General features: G+C 53.6%; 25 protein-coding genes. 14 read left to right on the plus strand and 11 right to left on the minus strand.

Features of this window, described 5'->3' with window-relative positions; all coding sequences use genetic code 11:
• Positions 1-41 precede the first annotated feature (41 nt).
• Together PsAD46_RS10420 and PsAD46_RS10425 are read left to right on the plus strand one after the other, a co-directional pair.
• A complete protein-coding gene (locus tag PsAD46_RS10420) occupies positions 42-950 on the plus strand; it encodes a LysR family transcriptional regulator (protein WP_208981769.1) in 909 nt (302 codons plus the stop codon).
• A gap of 101 nt (positions 951-1,051) precedes the next feature.
• Positions 1,052-1,660: a hypothetical protein gene (locus PsAD46_RS10425; protein ID WP_063306775.1), complete on the plus strand. Its 609-nt coding sequence runs from the start codon at positions 1,052-1,054 to the stop codon at positions 1,658-1,660.
• Positions 1,661-1,727: 67 nt separating this feature from the next.
• Here PsAD46_RS10425 and PsAD46_RS10430 read toward each other — a convergent pair whose 3' ends face one another.
• The gene (locus tag PsAD46_RS10430; protein ID WP_208981770.1) at positions 1,728-2,387 is read right to left on the minus strand and encodes an AraC family transcriptional regulator; all 660 of its coding nucleotides are present in this window, start codon (positions 2,385-2,387) and stop codon (positions 1,728-1,730) included.
• Positions 2,388-2,428: 41 nt separating this feature from the next.
• Here PsAD46_RS10430 and PsAD46_RS10435 point away from each other — a divergent pair, with 41 nt between their 5' ends.
• The 3 genes from PsAD46_RS10435 (at position 2,429) to PsAD46_RS10445 (ending at position 5,552) form a co-directional block, all read left to right on the plus strand.
• Positions 2,429-2,659, plus strand: a complete 231-nt coding sequence (locus PsAD46_RS10435) for a hypothetical protein (RefSeq protein WP_208981771.1) — start codon at positions 2,429-2,431, stop codon at positions 2,657-2,659.
• A 36-nt stretch (positions 2,660-2,695) separates the two neighbouring features.
• Positions 2,696-3,133 carry a DUF488 domain-containing protein gene (locus PsAD46_RS10440; RefSeq protein WP_063306839.1) on the plus strand — a complete coding sequence of 146 codons (438 nt, stop codon included), beginning with the start codon at positions 2,696-2,698 and terminating at the stop codon, positions 3,131-3,133.
• A gap of 199 nt (positions 3,134-3,332) precedes the next feature.
• Positions 3,333-5,552 (plus strand): TonB-dependent receptor, encoded by a 2,220-nt coding sequence (locus PsAD46_RS10445; protein WP_063306777.1) that lies wholly within the window; start codon positions 3,333-3,335, stop codon positions 5,550-5,552.
• 41 nt (positions 5,553-5,593) lie between these two features.
• Here PsAD46_RS10445 and PsAD46_RS10450 read toward each other — a convergent pair whose 3' ends face one another.
• The 3 genes from PsAD46_RS10450 to PsAD46_RS10460 form a co-directional block, all read right to left on the minus strand.
• Positions 5,594-7,189, minus strand: coding sequence for an ABC-F family ATP-binding cassette domain-containing protein (locus tag PsAD46_RS10450; RefSeq protein WP_063306778.1), 1,596 nt, complete (start codon positions 7,187-7,189; stop codon positions 5,594-5,596).
• Between the two features lie 137 nt (positions 7,190-7,326).
• Entirely contained in the window at positions 7,327-8,541 is a 1,215-nt protein-coding gene (locus PsAD46_RS10455; RefSeq protein WP_063306779.1) for an MFS transporter, read from the minus strand.
• Positions 8,542-8,724: 183 nt separating this feature from the next.
• Positions 8,725-9,045, minus strand: coding sequence for a DUF1330 domain-containing protein (locus PsAD46_RS10460; protein WP_057462291.1), 321 nt, complete (start codon positions 9,043-9,045; stop codon positions 8,725-8,727).
• 237 nt (positions 9,046-9,282) lie between these two features.
• Here PsAD46_RS10460 and PsAD46_RS10465 point away from each other — a divergent pair, with 237 nt between their 5' ends.
• The 3 genes from PsAD46_RS10465 to PsAD46_RS10475 all read left to right on the plus strand — a co-directional run bounded on the left by PsAD46_RS10465 (position 9,283) and on the right by PsAD46_RS10475 (position 10,537).
• Positions 9,283-9,636 carry a hypothetical protein gene (locus tag PsAD46_RS10465; protein ID WP_063306780.1) on the plus strand — a complete coding sequence of 118 codons (354 nt, stop codon included), beginning with the start codon at positions 9,283-9,285 and terminating at the stop codon, positions 9,634-9,636.
• 53 nt (positions 9,637-9,689) lie between these two features.
• Positions 9,690-10,160, plus strand: a complete 471-nt coding sequence (locus tag PsAD46_RS10470; protein WP_057462293.1) for a DUF411 domain-containing protein — start codon at positions 9,690-9,692, stop codon at positions 10,158-10,160.
• Positions 10,161-10,309: 149 nt separating this feature from the next.
• A complete protein-coding gene (locus tag PsAD46_RS10475; RefSeq protein WP_057462294.1) occupies positions 10,310-10,537 on the plus strand; it encodes a hexameric tyrosine-coordinated heme protein in 228 nt (75 codons plus the stop codon).
• 62 nt (positions 10,538-10,599) lie between these two features.
• On the opposite strand, the gene PsAD46_RS10480 is transcribed toward PsAD46_RS10475, so the two are convergent.
• From PsAD46_RS10480 to PsAD46_RS10505, 6 genes are all read right to left on the minus strand, one after another.
• The gene (locus PsAD46_RS10480; RefSeq protein ID WP_063306840.1) at positions 10,600-10,986 is read right to left on the minus strand and encodes a VOC family protein; all 387 of its coding nucleotides are present in this window, start codon (positions 10,984-10,986) and stop codon (positions 10,600-10,602) included.
• 169 nt (positions 10,987-11,155) lie between these two features.
• Positions 11,156-12,070 carry an MBL fold metallo-hydrolase gene (locus PsAD46_RS10485; protein WP_208981772.1) on the minus strand — a complete coding sequence of 305 codons (915 nt, stop codon included), beginning with the start codon at positions 12,068-12,070 and terminating at the stop codon, positions 11,156-11,158.
• Between the two features lie 40 nt (positions 12,071-12,110).
• Positions 12,111-12,686: a hypothetical protein gene (locus tag PsAD46_RS10490; protein ID WP_063306782.1), complete on the minus strand. Its 576-nt coding sequence runs from the start codon at positions 12,684-12,686 to the stop codon at positions 12,111-12,113.
• Between the two features lie 74 nt (positions 12,687-12,760).
• The gene (locus tag PsAD46_RS10495) at positions 12,761-13,531 is read right to left on the minus strand and encodes an SDR family oxidoreductase (RefSeq protein WP_063306783.1); all 771 of its coding nucleotides are present in this window, start codon (positions 13,529-13,531) and stop codon (positions 12,761-12,763) included.
• A gap of 159 nt (positions 13,532-13,690) precedes the next feature.
• Positions 13,691-14,092 carry a nuclear transport factor 2 family protein gene (locus tag PsAD46_RS10500; protein WP_063306784.1) on the minus strand — a complete coding sequence of 134 codons (402 nt, stop codon included), beginning with the start codon at positions 14,090-14,092 and terminating at the stop codon, positions 13,691-13,693.
• Between the two features lie 154 nt (positions 14,093-14,246).
• Positions 14,247-14,780: a redoxin domain-containing protein gene (locus PsAD46_RS10505; RefSeq protein ID WP_063306785.1), complete on the minus strand. Its 534-nt coding sequence runs from the start codon at positions 14,778-14,780 to the stop codon at positions 14,247-14,249.
• Positions 14,781-14,867: 87 nt separating this feature from the next.
• Between PsAD46_RS10505 and PsAD46_RS10510 the strand changes: the two genes are divergently transcribed.
• The 3 genes from PsAD46_RS10510 (at position 14,868) to PsAD46_RS10515 (ending at position 17,108) form a co-directional block, all read left to right on the plus strand.
• On the plus strand, positions 14,868-15,458 hold the full coding sequence (locus tag PsAD46_RS10510; protein ID WP_057462301.1) for a TetR/AcrR family transcriptional regulator: 591 nt from the start codon (positions 14,868-14,870) through the stop codon (positions 15,456-15,458).
• A 283-nt stretch (positions 15,459-15,741) separates the two neighbouring features.
• A complete protein-coding gene (locus PsAD46_RS28350) occupies positions 15,742-16,197 on the plus strand; it encodes a hypothetical protein (RefSeq protein WP_208981773.1) in 456 nt (151 codons plus the stop codon).
• Complete coding sequence (locus PsAD46_RS10515) at positions 16,194-17,108, plus strand: hypothetical protein (RefSeq protein WP_208981774.1); 915 nt, start codon at positions 16,194-16,196, stop codon at positions 17,106-17,108. Before PsAD46_RS28350 ends, PsAD46_RS10515 begins: the two co-directional genes overlap by 4 nt.
• Position 17,109: 1 nt before the next feature.
• On the opposite strand, the gene PsAD46_RS10520 is transcribed toward PsAD46_RS10515, so the two are convergent.
• A complete protein-coding gene (locus tag PsAD46_RS10520) occupies positions 17,110-17,967 on the minus strand; it encodes a LysR family transcriptional regulator (RefSeq protein WP_208981775.1) in 858 nt (285 codons plus the stop codon).
• 128 nt (positions 17,968-18,095) lie between these two features.
• Here PsAD46_RS10520 and PsAD46_RS10525 point away from each other — a divergent pair, with 128 nt between their 5' ends.
• The 3 genes from PsAD46_RS10525 (at position 18,096) to PsAD46_RS10535 (ending at position 24,903) form a co-directional block, all read left to right on the plus strand.
• Positions 18,096-18,521, plus strand: coding sequence for a DUF4437 domain-containing protein (locus PsAD46_RS10525; RefSeq protein ID WP_063306787.1), 426 nt, complete (start codon positions 18,096-18,098; stop codon positions 18,519-18,521).
• A gap of 338 nt (positions 18,522-18,859) precedes the next feature.
• Positions 18,860-22,312, plus strand: a complete 3,453-nt coding sequence (locus PsAD46_RS10530; protein WP_063306788.1) for an indolepyruvate ferredoxin oxidoreductase family protein — start codon at positions 18,860-18,862, stop codon at positions 22,310-22,312.
• Positions 22,313-22,872: 560 nt separating this feature from the next.
• On the plus strand, positions 22,873-24,903 hold the full coding sequence (locus PsAD46_RS10535; protein WP_208981776.1) for a methyl-accepting chemotaxis protein: 2,031 nt from the start codon (positions 22,873-22,875) through the stop codon (positions 24,901-24,903).
• Positions 24,904-25,018 lie beyond the last annotated feature (115 nt).

Here is a 25,018-nt window from a genome sequence, read left to right on the forward strand (position 1 = left end):
ATGAATACAAATGCATTAATTCAATAAGAACTATGCAGAAAATGAATTATTTAGGTCTTGATGGCCGCGCCCTGATGATGTTGAAGCTGATCCATGAAAGCGGATCAGTGACGCAGGCTGCGCAGATGATGGGTGTAAACCAGTCCACCGTCAGCCACGGGTTGGAGCGGGTGCGCGGTCTTTTGGGAGACCCGCTGTTCGTCAAAGCAGGCCGCAACGTGGTGCCGACAGAGCGTATGGATGCTCTGATGCCCATGGTGGAAGAGCTGCTGCAAACGCTGGCGTTGATCGGTGAACCGTCAAAGTTTGATCCGTCCACCGCAACCAACCGCTTTGTGATTGACTGCCGTGATGAAGACCATAACCTGCTGATCCCCTCAGTAATCAAGCGCTTACGGCAGGAGGCTCCTGGTGTAACTCTCCGCTGTCGCCTGTCTCATCGTCACGAGGTCGCCTCACTGGTGGATGGCGATGCCGATTTGCTGTTCACCCCGCTGCCACCACCAGACTCCCATGAGTTTGTTGCGCAAACGCTGTTTGATGATGAGTTTGTGGTGTTCTACGATCCTAAAACACGAGATGCTCCGGACACGCTGGAAAAATATGTCGCGGCACCGCATGCCAACATGCTGGTAACTGCTGATGAAGTGACATTCATTGACCGCGCATTGGCTGAGTTGGGCCACAAACGCCAGACGGTCTATTCTGCCCCCAGCTTCAACGCCCTTGCTGCAACACTGCCAGGCACAGACCTGATTGCCACTATGCCCCGCAAGTTGATCTGTGGTGGCATAAAGTCCGGTCTCGCCTCCTGCAAATGCCCAGCCCCTGTCGTCGACGTTGGCATCAGCGCCATCTGGCACATCCGCAACCGCACCTCCCCCGCCCACAAATGGTTCCGCGATCTCGTGGTATCGGAAGCACAAGCACGGTTTGGGGGTTGGCATTAATCTACACCTATTAATTGAGTAAATTTACGAGTTCAGCTTGGGGTATGCTCTGGGTGCTTTCTTCAGCCATGATGATTTTGAGTTAAATTGAAAGTACTCTGATGTTGGTTGGAATGTTAAAAAAGCAATCTATTCTTGGATTATTATTATTGGGCGCTTGTACTACGACTAGCGGTAGCCCCAACGAAGTAACGGAAAATACAAAAGCCACTACAGAAATAAGAAAAGATTTGAAAGCTGGCAAAGGCATAGTGTTTACAGATTTGCATTACGGCTCGCGTCGGTGCAGGCTGCCTATCTTGTTTTTCCAGAGTAAAAGTACAAACACAGTTTATAAGTTTAGCGATGGTGAGGCGGTTTTATTTAAGAGTTTACTATCCAGACCAGGCTATAAAGCGCTTCCAGCTGGAGATTATTGGATTAATAGGATAATTTGTGAAGAACAATACTCAATAAATTTTGGTGGGCTTCTCTCTGGTGGATACATACCAGCATCATCTAAGCAGCTTTCTCAACGTGCGCCAAGCTTTACAGTTAGCGCAAATGAGATCAGTCATATCGGAACTATACAGCTCGTAACTCGCGAAAAGGGCGGATATTTCTCCGACGAAAAAGTAACGGTGGAACTGGTGCCTACAAAAAAATATGCGATTAAACAGATGAAAACGAAGCTTCCGTCTCTTGTAGCAAATATGACTTTTAATCAGTAAATTATAAATATGATCGACAAAAGCCTCGGTAAATACCGAGGCTTTTGCTTCATAAATTACAGGGTTCTTACTCTCTCTCGCCATTCTTCCGAAATGTTCCCGGCCCCATGCCAAAGCGTTTTTTGAAGAGTTTGGAGAAGGAGGGGAGGGAGTTGTAGCTGCAGCGGATGGCGATTTCATTGCTGCTGAGGTTGGTGTCAGTCAGTAGGCTGCGCGCGCGCATCAAGCGCCAGTCTCGCACATACTCCATGGGTGATTTGCCCACGCGCCGAATGAAATGGCGGGCGAAACTGGCGCGCGACATGCCTGCAACTTCGGCTAGGCTGGTGACTTGCCAGTTCTGCTCGGGTGCGCGGTGGATCTGGGTGATTGCGCGCGCGAGGGACTTGTCAGCAAGCGCCGCGATAAAGCCTGTCTGTGCATCTTCGCTGGGTTGGGCGTTGAGCGTTCGCGTACTCTGAATGGCGATTGTTTCAATCAATCGGTTTAAAATGGCACTAGAGCCTTGCCCGTTAAAGTTTGCTTCCAGGGCTATGAGTTTGAGCGTTGCTGCTAACCAAGGCTCCGAGCCCAGATCCTGCAAGCGTAGCCGTAGGGAAGACGGTAGGTTGGAGAGGATCGGATGGTCAAGCTCCTCATCAAACTGACAAAATCCGCAGAGCAGAGAGGTTGTTGCAGGCCCTTCACCTACTTGGAGACAGCCATCTTGCAGAGCCCTGCCAGCCAACAAATCTCCTATTCCAACTGCTCAACCCAAAGGCCTGGGCTGTGGCGCTGATTGTAACTGTTTCCTACACCAGTGCTGAGAACTACATGACCAGCTTGATGTTGCTGATTGCGGTCTTTGCTGTGGTGAACATTCCCAGCATCAGCATATGGGCGCTTTCTGGTTCAGCCCTGCGAACTCTGCTGGCAAAAGGCAATCGCATTGCTCTGTTCAACGTGAGCATGGCCTTGCTTTTGATCACCAGCATGGCGCCTGCACTGCGGATGAACTAAAACAGGCTTGCTTGGCTGAGAGATAAAGTGATTGATATGACCCTGACAACAATCGGTTTCACCAAAACAACAGCAGAGAACTTCTTTGGCCGCTTGCAAAGTGCGGGCGTCAAGAAGGTGATTGATGTGCGCCTCAATAACACTTCTCAGCTGTCTGGTTTTGCCAAGTCCAATGATCTGGCCTTCTTTCTGGAGGCCATTGGCGGCATCGGCTATGAGCACGAGCCATTGCTGGCGCCGGATCAGGATATGTTCAAAGCCTTCAAGAAAGAGAAGGGCGACTGGACCATCTTCAAAGACCGTTTCATGGGCCTGCTCTCCCAGCGCAAGGTGGAGAGCAAGTTCAAAGCAGATATGTTCGAAGGCGCCTGCCTCCTCTGCTCCGAACACCTCCCCCACCAATGCCACCGCTCCCTCGTCGCCAACTACCTCAACAGCCGCTGGGGCGGAGCACTGAAGGTGACGCACCTTTGACTTAGGGGTAGTTGGTCGGTTTCAGATTTCGTAAGAGTACTAGGCAACCCAGTAGTCAGAGAATCGATTTCTGCTAATTGCGACCGATGAGAAATATTTATCCAAAACTCCAAAAATAAAACTTGATTATATTACTCATATTTTATAGGTAGAGGGTAGCCGCAAGCCAATACCTCTTTCTATAAACATCGGTAAAATAATGAAGTTCTCTCCGAGGCCGGAGCAGGCTTGCAGCACCTTTGTGCTTGTTGCCTGCGCCCTTTCGCTATCTGTGCAATCTGCTCAAGCTCAATCCAATAAATCGAAAGAAAGCGAAGACGTAGACGCGCTGGATCCAATCGTTGTGACCGGGTCTACAGACAACAAGGACACTATTGCGCAGTCCGAGATCACAAGTGACCTGATTGACCGCACTCAGTCCGCGACGATTCCTGGCTTGCTCTCCAGCCTCCCTGGTATTGAGTTGATCGGCAACAGCCGTGTTCTCGGGCAATCCATCAACATTATGGGTTTTGGCGACACTGAAGATATTGAAATCACCATTGATGGCGCTCAAAAGTCCTTTGAGAAATACCAGCAGGGATCGGTCTTTATCGACCCTGAACTGCTTAAGGTCATAGATCTCACCAAGGGTACTTTTTCCGCCGAAAAGTATGGTGCATTCGGAGGCTCTGTTGAGATGACAACTAAGAGCGCTTCGGACATGTTGCGTGATGGCCAGTCGTATGGCGCTTTTGCGAAAGTCGGCTTTGCTTCCAACGGCAATGAACTCGTAAAATCAGCTGCCACCTATGCCCGCTCGGAGGAGCAAGGCTTTGAAGTGTTGGTTGCCGGAACACACCGCACCAATGATGACTACTCAGTTGCAGGGAATGACGAAGATCTGACTCTTTCTGCGGGTAGCATGTTGACAGGCCACTTCAAAGCAAACCTGGAGCGTGAAGATCATTTTTTCGAGTTTAGCGGAATGTACTCTTACAGTGACGATTTCAAGCCCTGGGCTGCCAGACGTGGTTTGATCAAGCCTAAGCAAACGTCATTAAGCAAGTACGGGTCTTTAGATGAATACCTGAAAACACAGGCTGTTGATCGCGAAATGAAGGACACTTCGTTGAGTGGGACTTATGAATACAACCCAGACAGCGATCTTATTGATTTGGCATTCAAGGCTTCTTACTCAAAGACAGCCCAACATGACACGCGGCGGGTTCCCATCTCTAATCCGGATTACAGCGCAGGCCTTTATGTTGGTGGTGATGACAGCACGCTAGACTATTCCATTTACAAGCTGGACCTCCAAAACACCTCTGCTTTTAATTGGGGTGAATTTGAAAATACGCTGAAATATGGCGTGCAAATGCGTCATGAAATTCGTGACAGTATGGCTTTTAAGAAGAGTTATGTCGGGAATCCTGATTACAATGATGGGCACTTGCAGCCTTATAACATTCCGAGTGGAACGCAGACAATTTGGTCCGCTTGGGGTGAATACACGATTGGCTTTGCTGGATTAGAACTGACGCCGGGGCTGCGTTATGACTACATTCATTCCAAAGGTGAAGCCAACCTTGCACCTAAATATAACAATCCAGAGATGAACCATGATTACGGTACTGTAGAGCGCTTTGGATTCTCTCCTAGCATCAGTGCAGTTTACTCTCTGACACCTAACATCAAACTCTTTGGTGACTATGCTTATAAGCTTCGCGCCCCACTGGTTGATGAGTTCTATGATGTAGGCAGCTCACGTGCGACGGCAACGCAACTGCAAAATGAGCGTGTTTCTGCAAAACGTATCGGTGTGGCTTCAACCTTCAAGAATGTGCTGATACAGAACGACACGATTACTGGTCGTATGGCGATCTACCGCAATGATGTCTCCAACAACATTTATCGATTGTTGAGTGAGAACTCGAGAAGCTATGACGCTCCTGCGCCAACATATGGCAATCTTGCTGGCTACTATACGCAGGGCTTTGAAGCCGAGTTGTATTACGACAGTGAGCGGTTCTTCGGTAGCATTGCGTATTCCAGAATGCAGGGTAAGCATGATGGGACACTTAAAGACGTCAATGCAACCACGGACCAGTACGTCTCTGAAGTTGCTCCAGCAAAGTTGGTCGTCAGCCTGGGCTACAAGGTACCAGAAGCGGACATCACATTTGGCTGGAAGGGCCGTTTTGTCGATGCTCAGGACCGGGTGCCAGATAACTACACCAGCCTGTATCGTCCGAGTAAAGGCTATGCAGTCCATGATGTGTTTCTGACATGGACTCCAAAAGAGGGGCGTTTTGAGGGATTGGAGGCCCGTGCTTCCATTGAGAATATGTTCAACAAGAACTACCGCCCTTATTTTGCTGATGGAGCCGCGCCTGAGAAAGGTATCAACTTCAAAAGCTCAGTGAGTTACAAGTTCTAAGCGTGTTGAGAGCGGGGGCGGTGAGCCTCCGCTTTTTTGTTTCACACCCCCACCGTCTCCCCCAACACCACCTCTCTCGTTACCCCAATACTCTCCAGAAACGCGGGATCGTGGCTTACTAGAAGGAGGGCGCCGTTGTAGGTGGTGAGGGCGGATTCTATGGCCTCAATGGCGGTGAGGTCGAGGTGGTTGGTGGGTTCGTCCAGGATGAGCAGTTTGGGGGGCTGGGCTGCGCCGAGCACGCAGGCGAGGCCGGCGCGGAGCATCATGCCACCGCTGAGGGTTTTGACCTGCTGGGTGGAAGCGTCTCCGCGGAAGAGGAAGCGGGCAAGGATGGCGCGGCAGGTGTTTTCATCCTGCTCCGGATTCAACACGCGGAAGTTCTCCAGCACCGAAAGATCCGGGTTCAGCAGGCTAACGGTCTGGTCCAGCACACGGGTAGACGGGTGCAGCTGGCACGTGCCGGACAGGGGCGGGAGCTTACCCGTCAACGTCTTCAGCAGCGTGGTCTTGCCAGTTCCATTCGCGCCTTTGATGGCAATGCGTTCCGGACCCGTTATCACGAGCGAAAAATCGTGAAGCAAAGGCTGATCTTTCTCATAGCCCACGCTCAGGCCCTCAGCTGTCAGCACCCGCTGTCCACTTGCAATACCAGAGGAGGCGATACTGATGCTGAGCTGTTCCAGAACCTCGATCTTTTCGCGGGCGGCTTTGGAGTGCTGTTCCGCTTCCTCGCGCAGTCGGGAGGCCTGATTAGCGTTCTCTCCAAGGCTGTTTTCAGCCTTGTTGCGCATGGCGTTGAGAAGGATCTTGGGTTGGTCGCGCTTGGCACGGGCGCGTTGACCAGCTCCATCCTTGCGGGCTTTGCGCTCGGCAACGCTCTGGATCTTGCGGTTCAGGTCGCCAATACGCTTTTCAGCAGATGCCAAATCTTGCTCAGCGGCAGCCAGCTCCTGTGCTTTTTGCGCCTTGTAGAAGCTGTAGTTGCCGCCAAACGCGGAGGCTCCCAGTGTGGTCAGTTCAACAATGCAGTCCATCTGCTCCAGCAAGGCACGGTCATGGCTGACGATGATCGCACCCTTGCGCCACTTGGCGAGGAAGGTGCCTAGAGCCTCCCGGCCATCTGCATCCAAATTGTTGGTGGGCTCATCCAGCAGCAGAAAATCAGCATCATGAAACTGAAGTGCCGCCAACCTGCAACGGGTGATCTGCCCGCCGGAGAGGGAGGAGAGTGGGTGATCAGCGGAGATTTCTAGCCCCATCTGGGCAAGGGCCGCTTCCATGCGACTTTCCAGCGTCCAGTCTGCATGAGCCAACTCGTCCATACTGGCAGTTCCTGCCTCAGCCTTTTGCAGGACGCGCAGAGCTTCGGTGATGCCAAACAGGTCTGCTAGTGTTTCTTGTGGCCCGCTTTGCAGCTGCTGCTTTAGCAAGCCGATGGACCCTTGCACGGAGACAGAGCCGGAAGCAGGTGTCAGCGCACCGCTGATGAGGTTCAGCAGTGTTGTTTTGCCAGTGCCGTTGCGGCCAATCAGGCCGGTGCGGTGTTGAGCAAACTGAAGATTGAGATCAGAAAAAAGTGCAGTACCGTCAGGACGTGCGCAAGACAGATGATTGAGTGAGATAGATAAAGGCATGGTGATGAACTCTTACAGAAACAGGGCAGGTTGAATGTGTTGTCCTGTTCTTGTTCATCGCTTTATCTCCTCGCGTTTTGATCGGGCCAGAGATTATGCGGTTTGCACGGGAAGTCAAGGCACATACAGCTTGCCCGTCATTGCCCCGCATCCTGTGTTGCTTTTGCCTCACTCCGCCGTGCGCTTAGCACAAGCAACAGGAGGAGGGAGATGAAGAGCACCACAACGCCGGGAATGATGGAGGCGCTGGACAGGCTGAGGGTGGTGATCAACACGCCAGTTATAAGGCTGCCAACAGGAGCACCGCCTTCATCACCCAGATACATGACGCTGAGCACGCGGGATTTGTGGGTTGAGGGCGCCTGCTCCTGCAAGATGATGCGGCTCATGTTGAGGCAGATACCGCCGCCAACGCCCCAAAAGAAGATGCTGCCAAGAAAAGCCCAGTAAGGTGGAGACATCGCCCAAAACAGCAGTGCAAAGCCGCCCATGCTGTAACCCACAACAAGCAGTGGGACTGGATTTCTGATTGCTCCCAGTTTGAGGAGCAAGCCGCTGGAGCATGCGCCGCCAACCATGAAAACAGCGAAGGCAAACGCAAAGTCAAAGCCTGTGGCGTGATAGGTATCCCGTAACATAAGCGGCACCAGAACGGCATAGGGACCGCCCAGTATGAGGCCGGCTGAACTCATCAGAAACACCGGCAATCTTAGGGTTTTGGAAAACAACACCAAAGCCAGTCCCTCACGAATTTCGCTAAGGATGCTGGGTCTTTCTTTTGCCGCAAGTGCTGGCGTGTCTGGCAAACGCAGGCTTGTTATAATGCCAACCAGAAAGAGCGTGCTGGAGATGGCAAGCAGCGGTGCAACACCAACCCACTCCACACTGCTGGCAAGTGCAAAGCCTGCCAGCGTGACGAGGTAGAGCATCCCTACGGAAAGCGTCACGCTGCGCCCGATGAGCATGGATGAGATGTGGTTGAGCATGCCATCCAGCGTAGGCTGAACGAATGCCAGTGTGGTGCCAGAGAGCAGCGCAAAGAGGATCAGGCCTTCAAACCCGACAAAGCCGAAATGAAGCAGCACAGTCAACGCTATTACGGGGACCGCATTGGCGATGTGCAGCAAAACAAGCAGCTTGCGCTTGTTCAGACGGTCAGCGACGGCCCCGGCAAACAGCAGCACAAACAGGTTGGGCAGCATAGAAGCCGTCATTGCATAGCTCACCCGTTCCGGGCTCTCAGCAAGGTAGACAGTTACAAGGTAGGGAAACAGCACGCCCAGCATGGCACGGGGGAACTGAAAGCTGGTGAGGCTGAGTTGATAAAACAGGATGGGGCGTGAAACAGACATCAATAAAATCTCTAAGAAACAATCTTTGAAGCCTATCGGCAGATCATGGCCCTGTCTGCTAAACCCAGCGTTTCTGCGAAATAAAGCACGTCTGTTGCCCGTACAGCACGCTTTGCGTGAAGGCTGGCGCTCTGCCGTATCCTGGGGAGACAGAGCGCCCTAATGCCTTTGGGGGGATGTGATTTAGATGCTGGATTCCACAGCAATCGTGAAGTTTGGCGGGATTACGTCTGTGCGAAGGTGTTTGATTGCCTGGTATTCAGGGGAGTTCCAGAGCGTCTTGAGGGCTTCCATACTTGGGAACCGGAAAAGCGTCAGTTGCGCGTTTGTGTTCCATACGCCTTCCAGATGTTCAAAAGGCTGATCGGGTCCGCCAAAGATGATGCATTCCCCACCTGCAGCTTCAAATAGTGGAACGGCTTTTTCGCCATATGCGTCGATTGAGCCATGATCTTTTGGCATAAAGCTGCTGGCAACAAGGTAGGCGGCTTTTGGTTCACTCATGTCAGTACTCCAGTTTAGTCAGGTGAGGCAAAAGCGCAAAATTACGCCAATTGGGGGGAACAGCCTCAGCCCGCTTGTGATGAGATGACACTCAAGTACTTCCTCAAGTTAAGTTGAGGTCAAGCGTTTTTTCGGGAGAAATGAAAAATCTGGTGCGCATAAATGTCACGCTGTCCTACGCAGGAGATTACAACAGTTTAACTTGAAACTGCCGTAATGTGCCCTTAGGTTGCAGCCATGTTTCGTGTGCTGATCATATTATTGACGCTGTTCGTCACCACGCCCTATGCCATGAGCATGCAGGGCGAAATGGCGTCTAACAGTGCAGCACAAAAGCTCGCTCTGGTTGAGCAGAATGCAGCTGCCATGGAGCATATGATCTCTGATAAATCATCTTGTTGCTGCTGTGAAACAGAGACAGCCATGGCAACAGGTATGACTGCCTGTATGGCGACGTTTGGCCTGCTGGATCAGACCAATGCAATCTCTCCTTTATACCGCAGCTCCAGCATGTCTGTGCCGGTTTTGCTACCGGTGTACTCTGCTCAAACCAGCGGTATAGACAGGCCTCCAATCCATTCAGTTGTTTAGACCTCAAAACTCTAACTGACTGAAATAAATAATAAATTGGATTGGATAGACTCATGATCTCCAAAACTAATCTGTTTGCTGGTGTGTTCTCTGCTGTTCTTGGTGCAAGCGCTTTAATGCTGCCTGCGCATGCTGAAGGTGAAAAGGACGTAACCCTTTACAAATCTCCGAGTTGCGGGTGTTGCACAGCTTGGGGGGATGCGCTTGAAGATGCGGGCTTCAATGTGACTGTGAAGAAGACGGATGATCTTTACCGCGTCAAACAGCAGGTGGGCGTGCCTGAAAATCTTGAGGCGTGCCATACCGCTATCGTGGATGGATATGTGATTGAAGGGCACGTGCCGCTGGATGCTGTAAACCGCATGTTGACGGAGCGTCCGGACATCAAAGGCCTCTCAGTTCCGGGCATGCCAATGGGCTCTCTGGGCATGGGTGAACCGGATGAGGACACTCAGTACACCGTTTTTGCGCTGCCTAAAGTGACTGGCGGCAAGCCTGCCGTTTACCAGAAGGTCGGTAATTAATCTTTTGCGACTACAGGCAGGAGCAGCGTTGCTTCTGCCTGTTTCTTTGAGGATCCCCTCCTACAAATCCCAATGGAAATTGGGGAGATTGCGCTTGTCTCTCGCCTGTTTGACTCTTCCAAAATCGCCAAATCAAAAGGATGCGAATTATGGATGAGAACTGGCTCCCAACGCTGCAAACAGCCAACCCGCAAGAGGGCTATGAGCTTGCAGTCAAACTGTCCCGCATGGCTATCAAGTTTATGCAGCCGGATGCCGAAGTCCGCTCTGCCATGCGCTTGATGTATGAATATGATTCAGAGTCTCTGATCGCAGCTTCACAAACCATTGCTGAGCACTTCAGCACTGTTGCAGCGGCCAATAACTACTGGAAATAAGCTCAGCTTTCTGCGCTGAAACACATCCCCGATGGCCCTGCGGTTTTCGGGGAGATGCTCTGTCACGCTCCCACGAGGGCCGGGGATTTCAGCTCACACAGGTTGCCATCCGGATCGGTAAAGGCTGCGATTGTGCCCCAGTCGAATGACTGCGGCTGAACATCCAGTCCTTTGGCGTTCAGGAGCTCAATGGCTTTGTCCATGTCGTCTGTGTTGAACCGCAGGACACTCGGGTTCTGCCTCCGCGGTTTTTGCGTGGGGCTGCCGTGCCCGCCGCGCTCAACCATAAGATAGCTGCCACCAAAGCGAAAACTGACCAGATCCGGCGTGCGTTCAATAACTTGCAGGCCCAGAGTGTGCTCATAGAACTGCACACAGGCCTCAAAGTTCTCCGTAAACAGGATCACGCCAAACTCTGCTGTCAGCTCAGAAATGCTGGTGGGTTTCATCTCAAAATCACCTTGTTCAAACAACTTGTCGGCGCATGATGCGCCTGAAAATACAGGCGGTCATGCTATGCCAGCTGGTAATCCTGAGCAAGAAAACCGATTGCACACCGCTTGAAGAGGTGCGTGCAACCGGCTGAACTGCTGCCAAAGAGGGGCGCGATCCAAGCGATTAGCTCAGGGGTTTGAAGATGAAGCCATCGCCGTCCTGTGTGACATGGCCCATGCCGGGATAGCTCAGGTGTGTGGCTGCCAGTGGGGTGCCGCTTTCCGCGAGGCGAGTGAGCAGTTCCCTGCGTGTTTTGATGGCTTGCTGCGGATCGATGTCGAGACCGTATGTGATCTCGGGATTCCTGAACTGTAAAACCTCCGAGATGATGGCGTCGCCGATAATCCAGAGTTCCTTGCCGCCACCAGCAATGCGCAGCCCGCTGTGTCCTGGTGTGTGGCCGGGAAGCGGCACAAGCACCAGTCCGTCCCCTAAATCTGTTTCACCTTGATGGGTCATAACGCGATCTTTGAGAGGCGCTGCGATCGCTTGGGCGACTTCGACGAGGGGTTTCATTTCATCTGGAACGCGCTCTACCAATGCCGGGTCTGTCCAGAAGGTCCATTCAGCCTCTGCCATATGGATTTTTGCATTGCTGAAACCACCGGCATTCGGACCCAGCAATCCACCAATATGGTCAGCGTGCATGTGAGTGATGACGATATCGGTGATTTCATCCTGCTTGATGCCCTGTGCGGCGAGCAAGGCATCCAATTTGCCAACATTTGGGTCTGTCTCAGCAAAAACGACACCTGACCCCGTATCAACCAGCACCAGCCGTTTTCCCGCACGGATCAGCCAGACATTGGCGCCAACAACAACAGGATCACCCGCTGTTGCGAGGATTTCCGCATTCGCATTGCCAAACCAGTTGTTGGGCAGGTTAAAGTAACCATCTGAGAAGGTGGAAAGTTCCAGCCCACCAAGCTTCATGGTGGCCAACTCACCTGCAAAACTGATGGGTGGCAGCATGGTGCTGGCAGCCGTGGCAGCCAAGGTCAGCATCACGCGCCGGCGGGTCATTGTGTACGGTGTCATTTTGATCTCCTGTTGTCTTGTGGGGTGTGATGAGTGGCGGTTACGCACGCCAGCTTTCTGAAAAGGCCAGAGCGCCGGTGGTGAAGGGGTGACCATCCAGATCCATAGGCCAGATTTGGCCGCGGGCCTGTTGTCCATTCACGGTGAGCACTGCTTTCTCCGCCGGGATCATCACCGCACTCACACCATAAGGGCGGAGCGGCAGATCGCTGACAGTCTCGTCGCTGACGAGCAGAGGCTGGAGCATATCGAACCATGACATCACGACCTCGTCCTCTGCGCTGCGGATGGTCTGGCTCCATGCTTTTTGGGTGTCACCGCTTCGGTCAAACTCGGCGTTGATGGTTGGGATGCTCTGGTCTTTGGTGTCTGGCCCCAGCATGCCCTGCACAGTGGATTGCAGCCAGCGGGTCATCTCCACATTGTCGGTGTAGATGCGCCATTCATCGTTGGTCAGTTCACTCTTGATGAACAGAGCGTGGCCAGCCCCTTTGGGGGAATAAGTGATGGTCCAGAGACTTGCCTCGGATGTACGCGGGCCGTCTTTGGTTTTGCTCAGCCAGCTGAAAGGATTTTCGCCGTTGAGTATGACAGTGCCGGGATTGACTGATGGCATGATGTAAAACCTTGAGAATGTTGAATGAGAAGCTCACCCCGCTTGCGGGATGGGCGAGCATGTCTAAGCCGCGATCAGGACGCGCGAGGCAGCCTGATCTGGTTCATGCCTCCATCCGCCTGCACATCTGCGCCGCGCATGAACGAGGATTCTGAGGAGGCGAGGAATACGGCGACGGCTGCCATTTCCTCTGGTTGGCCAACACGCCCTGCGGCGAGCATGTTGCCGAATGCTTCGTTTGTGGCCTTCACCTGCTCATCAGTGAGCCCGCCGTTGGTTAGCGCAGGCGTATCAATGGGGCCGGGGCTGAGAACGTTGATGCGCGCACCAATCTCATAAAGATCCGGCGTTAGCGTGCGTGCCAGAGAGCGCACGGCAGCTTTGGAGGCCGCATAGGCTGAGTAACCCGCCGTGCCCATTTCGCTGATGCAGGAACCCACGAGAACCACGGAGGCCTCAGGTGCCAGCAATGGCAGTGCGTATTGCACGGTGAAGAAAGCGCCTTTGAAGTTGACGTCAAACACGCGATCCAGCTGTTCTGGGCCGGTTTCAATCAGCGGCGTGGCCGGGGCAACTCCCGCATTGGCAAAGACAACGTCAATCCGGCCATAGACTTCTTTGACCTGCTCAAAAGCTTTCCGCAGAGAAGGCAAATCGGCTACGTCGCCGACAACGCCCATAGCGTTTTTACCAATTTGGGCGACAGCTTGATCCACTTTTGCCTGTGTGCGGGCCAAAATGACGACGTTTGCGCCTTCGGCCACAAAGGCTTTCGCGGTGGCAAGGCCTATCCCGCTGTTGCCTCCGGTGATGAAGGCAACTTTGTTAGCCAGACGATTGCTCATAAGAATTCTCCAGTGAGGTTCAAAGGGAGGGCGCGAGGCCGCTATGAAGGCATGCCTTCAGGCTCCGGCGCGACCAGAGTGCGGAGGAACCTCGGCTCCGCCGTGGTGATGACTTAGGGGATGCCCCCTAAGTCGCTCATTGGAAGGGAAGTCTTGCTATCAGCTGTCCAGCGGCTGCATGAAGATTGCTTCGCGCAGCACTTGCCAGCGACCATCTTCAAAGCGCCATTCAATGTTGCAGAGCAGCTTCATTTCCTGATCATTCATACCGCTGTGTTTGCGGGTCAGCACAGAAACGCCGGTGTCACCGAGAATATGGAAATCGTGCCATTCTGCCCATGTGTTCAGCTGGTGCTTGCCTGCTTCAGCCTGTTTGCGGAAGTGCTCGATAAATTCTTGCTTGTTGAAGGTGGTCACGCTGCTGTCGGGTGCAACAAGCGTGGTGTGGAAGTCATCGTGATAGATGGTTTGCAAGGCGTCAATGTCATAGTTGGTGGCGCGGTCGATCAGGTGATCCATTGCTGCGCGGATGCCTTCTGCGGTGTGTGTTGCCTTTGTCATTTTCTTATCTTTCTTCGTCTTTTCACGACCACCAGAGTGTTATCGAGTGTTCCCAGACCTTGTTGCGGCTGAGTTAAGTCGTCATATGGGGCAGTGTGCTAGTTGAGTTTTACGAGGTTGGCAGTTACAGAAAACTGCTCAAAAAACCTCGGATTTACTTAAACGTGCCACGCACTGGATAGTTGTTATCCGGGTTGCGGATAAACCCCAATCCACCAAGCAGCGCGGTCAGATCTGGCCGGGTAAACGGCGCGTTGGAAATGTCCACCAACTGCAATTCCTGCTTATCATTCACCACAAACAGAGCAGGCTCGGAAAACGGAGCAGGAGCTTCCTGCGGGGACCGAGGCTTGGAGATGTAAACGCCCAGTTCCTGCATCTGCTCAAGGGTCAGACCGTACCCGGCCGGAAACTCCGGCTGCACATCCGCCAGTTGGCGCTGTGCGCGTTCAAGGCTGTCTGCCGAAACCGCCAGGGCCTCAATGCCAAGGCGATGCAAGTCGCTCAGCTTTTCGTTGAGCTGCTTCAGGTAACGGGTGCAAAGTGGGCAATGAGCCCCGCGATACACCACAATCATCTGCCAGTCGAAGCCAGCATCAGGTGTGCCGAGCGAGAGTTCGCCGCCACCAACAGCCTTCACTGTAAGCTGCGGAAACGGCTGTCCCGCTGCTAATGCTGTATGTTTCACAAAAGCCTCCTTGAGTTTTGTAATGAACGTTATTAAACTTGCCCGCAAACAAGAGTCAATAGTTTTGTAATGGATGATACAAAATAAATGGGACGCCCAAGAAACTTTAACCGAGACGAAGCCCTGCAAGCTGCCATCAATGTGTTCTGGAAAAAAGGCTACGACGGAGCCTCCATGAAGGACCTGACGACAGCCATGGGCATCAACAGCCCAAGCCTCTATTCGGTGTTTGGAGACAAGCATCAGCTCTATCTGGAAGCGATCGACCGCTATTCCAATGATGACGGATGCGCACCGCTGGTCGCGTTTGAAACAGAGCCGGATATTAAAAAGGCAGTGGTCGCCTTCATGCGCTCGACCATTGATTACGCCAGCAACCACGAAAGCGGCAGCAAGGGGTGTTTTCTGGGCAATTGCGTTTCAACAACAGTGGGGCAGGTGGAAGGCACCACCGAGCGACTTCAAGGGGCGATCACCGGAGCAGATGAGCGTCTCGCTTCCCGCTTTGACAAGGAAAAAGAGCTGGGCAACCTGCCCGCTGACTTTCCCTCATTAGAACGTGCCCGCCTGATGTTCGACCTGCGCCAGGGCCAGGTCCTCCGCGCCCGCGCCGAACTCGACCAGGACACCACAGAAGCCGGCCTCGCCTTCCGCGCGAAGATGATATTGGCAGTGTGAAGAAGACTGAGCGCAGCGGCTAGAGTGCTGCTGCGCGTTTCTTTACTTGCTGGTTCGAAATTCTGAGTATTAGCAGATAAAGTTTAGTTTGCGGGGCGTTGTCATGAAAGCTTTGGAAACTGAGGGTATGGTTTTTGAAGTGCTGCCGAGTCTCTTTTCAAGAGCTATACTGTGAATTGTAAAAAATATAAATATCACAACACGTTACCGCATAACTGTGCCGTTACCTAGCTTATGAGATTTTACCGCTAATATACCTTCCTCTCCGGGCCTAAGAGATCTTATGTTTTCTGTCAAAAAGCCATTTACGCTTGTTATTTTTTTGTCTGTTTCGGCCTGTGCAAGTCATCAGGATAAGCATGGGTTGTTTGATAGTCCTTCGCACAATGAAGTTGCTGCCAGCGATGTGATGCCGGAGCAATCAGCGAAGCGTCCGGCTTCGTTTAAAAAGCTCGAAGAGCCGCCGAAGTACTTTGCTGCGGCAGATGTTTTGTCTGTGCCGCTACAGAGCGAAAACTACACAATCAGCGAGGCGGCGCCGAGCAATGGGCGGTATCTGACCTTCGCAATCAAAACGGAAGATGGCGCCTACACTGTGCAGGGCAAGCAGTTTATGGAAGACCATGTCCATGAGCTGAACGCACTGGCAGCACTGCGCGAAAAAACAAGGCAGTCGCCTTTGCCAGAAGCGCGGGAACAGCCGTCATCACGCCAATCAAGTCGGTCTACACAACGGTGACAGCCCCAGTCACCGCAGCCAAAAACGTGTATGGCAATGCCAAGGGCATGGTGAAATCCGTGCGCAAAGGCGTGGGCAAAGCGGCGACCTTTGTGAAAACGCGCGGGAACATGCCGCCGGAAACAGCAGAGCGTGAAGAAGACGGGTTCATCAGCGGCTTCTTTGGCCGTCCGGAGGCGATACGCAAGCTGGCCTTTGAGATGAAGGTGGATCCGTACACTCACTTCACCCCGTTGCGCGATGAGCTGACGGAGCTGGCGAACTATCATGCTGCGGGACAGTTTGGCGTGGATCAGGGGCTGAGCTTTGTGCCCGGCGTGGGCAGCATCATTATCAGCAGCCTTAAGACGGCGGACAGTCTGACCAGAAAAACGCTGCTGAAGACGCCTGACGAGATGGCCGATATCAACCGCGAGCGTCTGGCGGAAGCTGGTATTTCCAAGGAAAGCACTGAGGGCGTTCTGCTGAACGCTCACTTTACGCCAACGGAGAAGACCATTTTCACGGGCCTTGTGATTGAGGCGAAAGACCTTGAGGGCATTGAAGTTCTCATGAAGCATGCGTCCGGTGCGCAGTCCCGCCCGCAAGCGTTCTCCGCGCTGATGCTGGTGGAGATGCTGGGGCGTTTGCATGATGACAGCAAGATTGAGAAGGTGGAAGTGCATCACGATGTGGTGGTGGCTTACCAGGCTGACAGCACGGCGAACATCGTTCTGCCCTACGACTATCTGAGCTGGACCTCCTATAACGCAAAGACCGTCTGGAACGTGACCAGAAGCCTTGCGGCCAAGGATGTTAAGACCAGAAACGTGCGGTTTGTGCTGGCGGGCGATCTTTCTGAAAACAGCCGCAAAGCTTTGGAGACTCGCAAGTGGGGTGTGCGGAGAAATCTGATGGCAGACGTCCTTTGACCTAAGCCCCCAATGCCCCTCTCACAAATCCATCAAACGCGGTGATCTTGAGATTGCCGCGATTTGAGGGGTGGTAGAGCAGCCACAGATCGGTCTGGTAGATGGCAGGTTGTTCTCCGACATCACGCAGGCCATCAAGAAGCGTCGGTATGTCGGGCAAGATGCCAACGCCCAGACCACTGCGGATACCATCCGCCAGCAGGCTCATGCTGTCGTAGCGGAGGAGGCTGGCCGGTGAGGGGACTTTGTCGCGAAACCAGTCATTTGCCGGGTGCGCTTGCAGGCTATCACCGGGGATCAGCCATGTGAGCTCCTGAAAATCAAGCTCACCCAACCCATCCAGATATTCTGGCGCACCAACCAGCTTGTAGTCGATGGTGCCCAGTCTGAGGCCGATCATATCATCCGGCGGCTGGCTGGTGGGGCGCAGGGCCACATCATAGCGCCGCTCGCTCAGGTTCTCGAAGCTGTTGGTGACATTGAATTCCAGCTGCAGGTTTGGGTGGGCGTTGCGAAACGCTGCAAGACGGGGGTGGATCACACTTTGCAGCAGCAGGTCGGTGGTTGTTACCCGCAGTGGACCAGTTAGCCCGACATCTTCACCACCCAGCAGGGCATCAGCGGCGGAAAGTCCTGCATGGATCTGCTCGGCCTGCTCACACAGCGCCAAACCCAGAGGCAGGGGCTTGAAACCGGCGCGGGAGCGGGTGAACAGCGGCTCGCCCACCTTGGCCTCAATGCGCTTGATCCCGCGAAAAACAGAGGAGGTGTCCTTGCCAAGCGCGAGGGCGGCGTTCTCCAGTGTTCGCTCGCGGGTCAGGTGCATAATCACCAGAAGATCGTCTGCGCTCAGTTTCATATGCATGTCCGCCCTTGTTCGCTGCAACTATGCATATTTCACAGGATCAGGGCAATCGCTAGTCTCAGCCTTACACCGAGAGCACATCTCTTTGCGCTCATGAAAACAGAGAGTTACAAGGATTAGCCATGTTTAAGACAGCCCTGAAAGCCATCAGCACCGCAGCCTTGATTGCCATGTCCACCGCCGCTTTTGCTGGTGGAGATGATGACCATATGACCCAGCTGAAAGACATTGAGTGGACCCAGTTTGGCAACACGCCGATCCACATTTCTGTGTTGTGGGGCGACCGTGATACCGGCCCTTATGGCATGTACCTGAAGATGCCAGGTGGCTTCCACGTGGGGGAGCATGGCCACTCCAACGACTACAACGCCATCACCGTGCAGGGACAGTGGGAACACACCCGCGCTGGCAAAAAAGAAGTGCTGCCGGTGGGCTCGCACGTGATGCAGCCGGGGCAAGAGTTCCACGATGATGCCTGCGTTGGCCCAAAAGACTGCATCCTGCTGGTCGTCCAAAACGGCAAAGGCGACGTCCTGCTGCCACAGTAAGGCGGACTATGCTGTAAATGCTTGAGTTTTCGATCAGAAATGGGGCCTTTCGGGCTCCATTTTTGTGTGTTGGCCGGTGTGCTGAACCTCGTCGAAACTGCCGTAGCGGACTGCTGAAGTCTCAAGGAAATCAGAGGCTTCAGGGCGTTCAGTTTGGGTATCTGTTGTATTCAAAGGGATTATTGTACATCCGCTGATATTTCATGCAGTATGGGTCTACGTAATATTGCGAGTAGGCCGCACCTCATAATCAAATCTCCAAAAAATCTTGGGTCTTTTCATCGCAGATAATTTCCTGCCGCACCCCGGCAACGCCAGACATTTGTGAGAGTTATCTGATGGTTTCTGAAGAAAAAAGCAGTGTGCCGACCCCGTCAAAGAGCCACAACGCCCCGTCGCTGGATGACAAGTACACCCAGACCAGCGGCGTTGTCTTTCTCACAGGCAATCAGGCACTGGTGCGCCTTCCGTTGCAGCAGCGTATGCGTGATGAGCTGGCGGGGCTGAATACGGGTGCTTTTATCTCTGGTTACCGCGGCTCTCCGCTTGGGCGTTACGATATGGAGCTGTGGCGGGCGCAGTTGCATCTGGATAAGCACAGCATTGTATTTCAGCCGGGCGTGAATGAGGATCTGGCGGCAACGGCGATCTGGGGCTCACAGCACGTGGGCAACATGAAGATGCGCAACAAGGATGGCGTGGTTGGCTTCTGGTACGGCAAAACGCCGGGGGTAGACCGTTCTGGCGATGCCTTCCGCCATGCCAACTTTGCAGGCACGCACCCCAAGGGCGGTGTTGTGGCGCTGTGTGGGGATGACCACGCGGCCAAGTCCTCCACCGTTGCAGGCCAGTCGGACCATGCGTTGATTGCTTCTGGCATGCCAGTACTTTACCCCGCCAACCCGCAGGATATTCTGGACTACGGCATTCTGGCCGTGGAGATGAGCCGTTACAGCGGATGCTGGGTGGGCGTGAAGCTGGTGACGGATGTGGTGGAAAGCGCCTCCACCGTGGAGGTGGATCTGGACCGCATTGAGGTGCTGAAGCCGGACCTGAAAGACCCGCAGGGCGGCGTCTGGATTCGTGAGATCGACCTGCCCGTGCAGCAGGAAAAGCGGCTGCTGGAAGAGAAGATTCCACGTGCGCTGGCCTTTGCGCAGGCCAACAACATCAATCAGATCACTCACGATGCGCATGAGCCGGAGGTGGGCATCATCGCCTCGGGCAAATCTTATTCTGATCTGCGTCAGGCCATGAACGAGCTGGGCCTTACGTCTCTTGAAACGGAAAAGCGCCGCATTCGAATCTTGAAAATTGGCATGGTGTGGCCGCTGGACCCTAAGATCATCGAGGCGTTCTCCAAGGGTCTCAAGAAGATCCTTGTGGTGGAAGAAAAGCGTCCTGTTGTTGAGGATCAGCTGAAAACCATCCTGTTTGATGCGGGCATTTCGTTAAAGGTGCAGGGCAAGGGTCTGTTGCCGAACTCTGGCGTGCTTGCTGCCAATCAGGTGGCCTCTGCCATTGCAGAGTTTTTGGAGGATGAGGAGCTGAAGGCCAAAGTGCCGGTGCCGATCAAGCTGAAGCCGGGGCCGGTGCGCCGTCCATCGTTCTGTTCCGGTTGCCCGCACAACACCTCCACCAAAGTACCGGATGGTAGCCGCGCGCTGGCAGGCATTGGCTGCCACACCATTGCGTATTTTAATGATCCGGTGAAGACCAAGGCCCCCTCTCAAATGGGCGGCGAGGGTATGCACTGGGTGGGTCAGGCACCGTTTACCGATGAGCCGCATGTGTTCGCCAACATGGGCGACGGCACCTACTTCCACTCGGGCTTTCTGGCCATGCGTCAGGCTGTGGCCGCTGATGCAACCATGACCTACAAATTGCTGGTCAACGGCTTTGTTTCCATGACGGGCGGACAGCCCGTTGATGGCGAGCAATCCGTGCCCCAGCTCATCACCGCCGCGCTCAATGAGGGCGTGAAGAAGGTGGTTGTGGTGACCGAGGATGTGGAGCGGGTGCAGGCTCAATCCATTCCGGCAGGCGTTGAGGTGCACCACCGCCGGGAGCTGGAAGCGGTGCAGCGCGATCTGCGTGAGATGCAAGGTGTGACGGTGCTGATTTATGATCAGGCCTGCGCCACCGAGCGCCGCCGCCTGCGCAAGCGTGGCAAGTGGGAGGACCCGAAGGTCCGCACTTACATTCACCCGGACATCTGCGAGGGATGTGGCGATTGTGGTGAGAAGTCTGGCTGCCTTTCCATTGAGCCGCTGGAAACGCCTCTGGGTCGCAAGAGGCAGATCAACCAATCCAGCTGCAACAAGGATTTTTCCTGTGTTGAGGGCTTCTGCCCAAGCTTCGTGACCATTCATGGTGCAGAGCCGAAAAAGGCCACCACACCTGCAGAGCGTCAGATTGAAAGCGTTGGCGATGAACTGTTGGCAGAGCCGGAGTTGCCCGCAATCAACGGCGCAACAGGACTGCTGGTGACTGGTATTGGTGGCACCGGTGTTGTCACCATCGGGGCGATCCTCTCCATGGCAGCGCATTTGGATGGCAGCCGCGTTTCTACACTGGACCTGACGGGCCTTGCGCAAAAGTACGGGGCGGTGATGACGCATATGCGCATCGCCAAATCCGTGGATGGGCTGCAAAGCGCACGATTGGCTGTTGGCGAAGCGGATGTGGTGATCGGCTGTGACCTGGTGGTGACAGCAGGTGACGAGACGCTGACAACGCTGCGACAGGGCTCCGCTCAGGTGGTGGTGAACACGGAAGAAGTGCCGACCATCGACTTTTCCAAGAACCCGGATTGGGACATCAACACGCCCAACCTGCAGGCGCGGTTGAGCGAGGCGGTTGGTGACCGATTGGATTACTTCGACACCACACAGGCTGCGAAAGACCTGTGCGGGGACGCGGTGATGGCAAACATGATGCTGTTTGGTGCCGCCTGGCAGCGCGGCCTTATTCCGGTGACACTCGGTTCCATCCGTCAGGCCATTGAGCTGAACGGTGTGGCCCGCGACAAGAACTTCGAGGCCTTCAACTGGGGCCGCCTGATGGTGCTGGACCCGGAGCGGGTCGCCAAAGCACGGGCACCGGTTGCGACTGTAGTGAAGCTCGACCGCCCGTTGCCGCTGGAAGAGCTGATTGAGGACCGGGTGAACCGCCTCAAGGATTATCAGGGCAGCAGCCTTGGCAAACTTTACCGTCAAAAGCTGGTTGCGCTGAAAAAGGCTGGAGCAGGTGAACAGATACTTCGCACCGCCGCGACGCAATATTTCCGTCTACTGGCGCATAAGGACGAGTTTGAAGTTGCGCGCCTGTTCTCACAGCCATCCTTCAAGCAAAGCCTCGCGGAAACTTTCGAGGGCGATCTGGATGTACGCTTCCACATTGGGGGCGGTCCCTTTGCCAAAAAAGACCGCGTGACTGGTTTGCCGGTGAAGACCGAGTTCGGCCCGTGGATGATGAAGTTATTCACGGTCCTGTCTAGCCTCAAAGGTCTGCGCGGCTCGTTCCTTGATCCGTTCCGCAACAATGAGGAGCGCGTTCTGGCAAATGAAATGCGCTCATCATATGAGGCGGACATGAATCTGGTCTGCACTCGTTTGGCGGAGGCTGGTGAGAAAGCTGCGCATGATCTGCTGAGTTGGCCGGTGAAAGTGCGCGGGTATGGTCACGTACGAGCGGGCAATGCGGAAAAAGCGCTGAAGCTTCGCGAACGACGCATATCTGCACTTAGTAACGCACAAAACAACGCAAAGCAGGAGAAGGTGCCTGCCTGAATGTAACCTTCTGAGATAATTGGTGGAATTGGGGTGAGGCCTGCGGGTTTCACCCCGTTTTGGTTTTGGGGCTTACATAGCAACGGAAACGGGCTCAGCGTTTTTTTGTAGAAAATTGGCCCCCTCAGCAGGGTCGCACAAGATCATGCCGTTATTCCCTCAGTTCAAGACGTGCCGTGGAGACGTGGCAGCAACCTGCCGTTGATGAGATGCCCTGAGTAAAAGATGTAGGTACTAGTACCGCTGTAGTTTTGAGTTTTTCAAAGTTTAAATCCAAAGCATGTATTGCGCACTTAGGATAATCCCTAATAGTGATAATAGTTTTATTTTAGTATTGTCCAATAAAATGGGTTCTTTATCAGGGATAATATCTGATCTAAGCTTATCTTTGTATGTATTATGATGATAAATTCAGTTAAATATTAACAAAACTATAATAATGGCTATTGTTGTATTTACGCAAGGAAAGTGGCAATCAACCACAGGTGGTTGAAACCAGCATCATATGAGTGAGAGATGGCGGAACCCATACTGATTTCTACAGTATGGCGAAGCAGAAAATGAAACTAAGTCATCGCATTGTCAGCGCATCAGCAGCGGTCCTTCTCGTTGCCTCATCGCTCGTAATTTCGATCGGAACCTACCTCAGCATGCAAACGGCTGAGCAAGACAGTCGGACCCTGTTCAACTCGGTTGCATCTGGACTGGCTGTTACAGCGCAGGATCTTTTAAAAGAGTCGCAGGTTATTTCCACAACACTTGCACGCACTTACGGCGCTGAAATCGACAGTGGAGACGCTTCGCGCACCAACATCGCGCTCATGACAGAAGCGGCCTTGCGCGGCACAACGGACATTCTCGGCATCGCCGTCTTCCTTCAGCCGGATGTTGCAGGCAAAGATGCTGATTACGTTGGCAAGAAATACGCTTCTGACACCGGCCAGTTCGTTCCCTACTTCTATATGGAAGATGGCAGCGTCCAATCCCTGACAGCAGACATTGGCCGCGCTGATGTTCAACTGCGTATGCGCAGGGCGATACAGCAGAAAAGCCAATTCGTGACTGAGCCTTACACCTTTGATGTTGAAGGCAAAAAAATCCTCTCCGCTTCCGTTCTGGACCCAATCCTGAACGCGAAAGGCGAGGCCGTTGGTGTTGTGGTGATCGATGTTGATTTCGACAAGCTGCAAGAAAAAATGGGTGCCGCCAACTTCTATGACACAGGTCGTCTGGCCGTGGTCAGTGAAGACGGGCTTTGGGTCAGCCACAGTGACCGCTCTGTTTTGGGCGAGAAAGTCCGCCCGGTTATTGCGAGTATCATGAGCGGTGTCCGCGACAAGGCGAACATGCAAGAGGTTGGTGACCGCCTGTTTATTTTCGAGAAGTTTCAACTGGGTACGACAGATCAGTCCTGGTTTGCCGGCATGTCCGTCACCACTGAGGAGCTGACAGCCGGTGCCCGCAATACACGCGATATGGCATTGATTGCAGCGGTGGTTTCCGGCCTGATCGGTTGCATTATTTTATGGTTCATCGGCAACTCCATTGCCCGTCCAATCGTCAATCTGACCCACCGAATGCAATCTCTTGCTGATGGCAATGTTTCCGATGAGGTGCAGTATACAGGCCGTTCTGACGAAATCGGTCAGATGGCTAACGCCTTGAAAGTGTTTGTAACTGCGGTCTCAGAACGCCAGAGCTTGCAGTCAGAAGCTGAGAAGGAGCATTTGCGCGAGGTGGAGCGTCAGAAGGAATCATCCAAACTGATTGAGGCGTTCTCCGGCACCGCAGAAACCGCTCTGACGGTCATTCACAGTCGGTTTGATGAGCTGGAGCAGACCTCTAAAGATCTGGCGGATATTGCCGAGAACACAAACCTTCAAACCACAGCAACCTCTGCGGCTTCTGAAGAAGCAACAGCGAACGTACAGACGGTGGCCTCTGCTTCTGAGGAGCTTTCAACCTCCATTGAAGAGATTGCGCAGCAGATTGCCCGCACCAACAAGGTGATCACCCAAACCAACGATGCAGTACAGGCCACCAACACCAAAGTGCTGGATCTGGACGGCACGGCGCAGCGTATTGGTGAGGTGGTCAATCTCATTCAGGACATCGCCGAGCAAACCAACTTGCTAGCGCTCAACGCCACCATTGAGGCAGCTCGTGCCGGTGAGATGGGCAAGGGCTTTGCTGTTGTGGCAACCGAGGTGAAGGAGTTGGCAAGCCAGACCTCTAAGGCGACTGAAGAAATCTCTCAGCAGATCGCGGAGATTCAAGGCTCCTCCAAGGATGCCGTTGAAGCTATTCAGGAAATCACCTCCAGCATCCGGCAGGTTAACGAGTTTTCATCCAACATTGCGGCCTCTGTTGAACAACAGGGCGCGGCCACTGCCGAGATCACTGAAAACGTGCATCAGGCAGCAACGGGTACGCAGAACGTTTCTGAAAACATGGTGCTGGTGGCGCAAGCAGCAGAGAAAACCAATCAGTCCTCTGACCTGGTCTCCAAAACCGCCTCTTCTGTGCGGCAAGAGGTTGTTGACCTGCGTGAGCAGATCGATGACTTCCTTTACAAGGTCCAGTCCGTATAAGGCTGTAACTTAATGAGAAATCCGGCTGGCGAGGTTATAGGCTTTGCCAGCCTTTGTGTTGGGAAATGGCGAACTATGTTTATCAAGTGGTTGAATGGCAAAATTTCAACTTACC

The organism is Pseudovibrio sp. Ad46 (genome assembly GCF_001623065.1).
GTDB lineage: Bacteria > Pseudomonadota > Alphaproteobacteria > Rhizobiales > Stappiaceae > Pseudovibrio.

Bases quoted from the DNA above. Each gene is read 5' to 3' on its own strand.
- PsAD46_RS10420 (WP_208981769.1), top strand. From the start codon at position 42: ATGAATTATTTAGGTCTTGATGGCCGCGCCCTGATGATGTTGAAGCTG.
- PsAD46_RS10425 (WP_063306775.1), top strand. From the start codon at position 1,052: ATGTTGGTTGGAATGTTAAAAAAGCAATCTATTCTTGGATTATTATTA.
- PsAD46_RS10440 (WP_063306839.1), top strand. From the start codon at position 2,696: ATGACCCTGACAACAATCGGTTTCACCAAAACAACAGCAGAGAACTTC.
- PsAD46_RS10445 (WP_063306777.1), top strand. From the start codon at position 3,333: ATGAAGTTCTCTCCGAGGCCGGAGCAGGCTTGCAGCACCTTTGTGCTT.
- PsAD46_RS10450 (WP_063306778.1), bottom strand. From the start codon at position 7,189: ATGCCTTTATCTATCTCACTCAATCATCTGTCTTGCGCACGTCCTGAC.
- PsAD46_RS10455 (WP_063306779.1), bottom strand. From the start codon at position 8,541: ATGTCTGTTTCACGCCCCATCCTGTTTTATCAACTCAGCCTCACCAGC.
- PsAD46_RS10460 (WP_057462291.1), bottom strand. From the start codon at position 9,045: ATGAGTGAACCAAAAGCCGCCTACCTTGTTGCCAGCAGCTTTATGCCA.
- PsAD46_RS10465 (WP_063306780.1), top strand. From the start codon at position 9,283: ATGTTTCGTGTGCTGATCATATTATTGACGCTGTTCGTCACCACGCCC.
- PsAD46_RS10470 (WP_057462293.1), top strand. From the start codon at position 9,690: ATGATCTCCAAAACTAATCTGTTTGCTGGTGTGTTCTCTGCTGTTCTT.
- PsAD46_RS10475 (WP_057462294.1), top strand. From the start codon at position 10,310: ATGGATGAGAACTGGCTCCCAACGCTGCAAACAGCCAACCCGCAAGAG.
- PsAD46_RS10480 (WP_063306840.1), bottom strand. From the start codon at position 10,986: ATGAAACCCACCAGCATTTCTGAGCTGACAGCAGAGTTTGGCGTGATC.
- PsAD46_RS10485 (WP_208981772.1), bottom strand. From the start codon at position 12,070: ATGACACCGTACACAATGACCCGCCGGCGCGTGATGCTGACCTTGGCT.
- PsAD46_RS10490 (WP_063306782.1), bottom strand. From the start codon at position 12,686: ATGCCATCAGTCAATCCCGGCACTGTCATACTCAACGGCGAAAATCCT.
- PsAD46_RS10495 (WP_063306783.1), bottom strand. From the start codon at position 13,531: ATGAGCAATCGTCTGGCTAACAAAGTTGCCTTCATCACCGGAGGCAAC.
- PsAD46_RS10500 (WP_063306784.1), bottom strand. From the start codon at position 14,092: ATGACAAAGGCAACACACACCGCAGAAGGCATCCGCGCAGCAATGGAT.
- PsAD46_RS10510 (WP_057462301.1), top strand. From the start codon at position 14,868: ATGGGACGCCCAAGAAACTTTAACCGAGACGAAGCCCTGCAAGCTGCC.
- PsAD46_RS28350 (WP_208981773.1), top strand. From the start codon at position 15,742: ATGTTTTCTGTCAAAAAGCCATTTACGCTTGTTATTTTTTTGTCTGTT.
- PsAD46_RS10520 (WP_208981775.1), bottom strand. From the start codon at position 17,967: ATGAAACTGAGCGCAGACGATCTTCTGGTGATTATGCACCTGACCCGC.
- PsAD46_RS10525 (WP_063306787.1), top strand. From the start codon at position 18,096: ATGTTTAAGACAGCCCTGAAAGCCATCAGCACCGCAGCCTTGATTGCC.
- PsAD46_RS10530 (WP_063306788.1), top strand. From the start codon at position 18,860: ATGGTTTCTGAAGAAAAAAGCAGTGTGCCGACCCCGTCAAAGAGCCAC.
- PsAD46_RS10535 (WP_208981776.1), top strand. From the start codon at position 22,873: ATGAAACTAAGTCATCGCATTGTCAGCGCATCAGCAGCGGTCCTTCTC.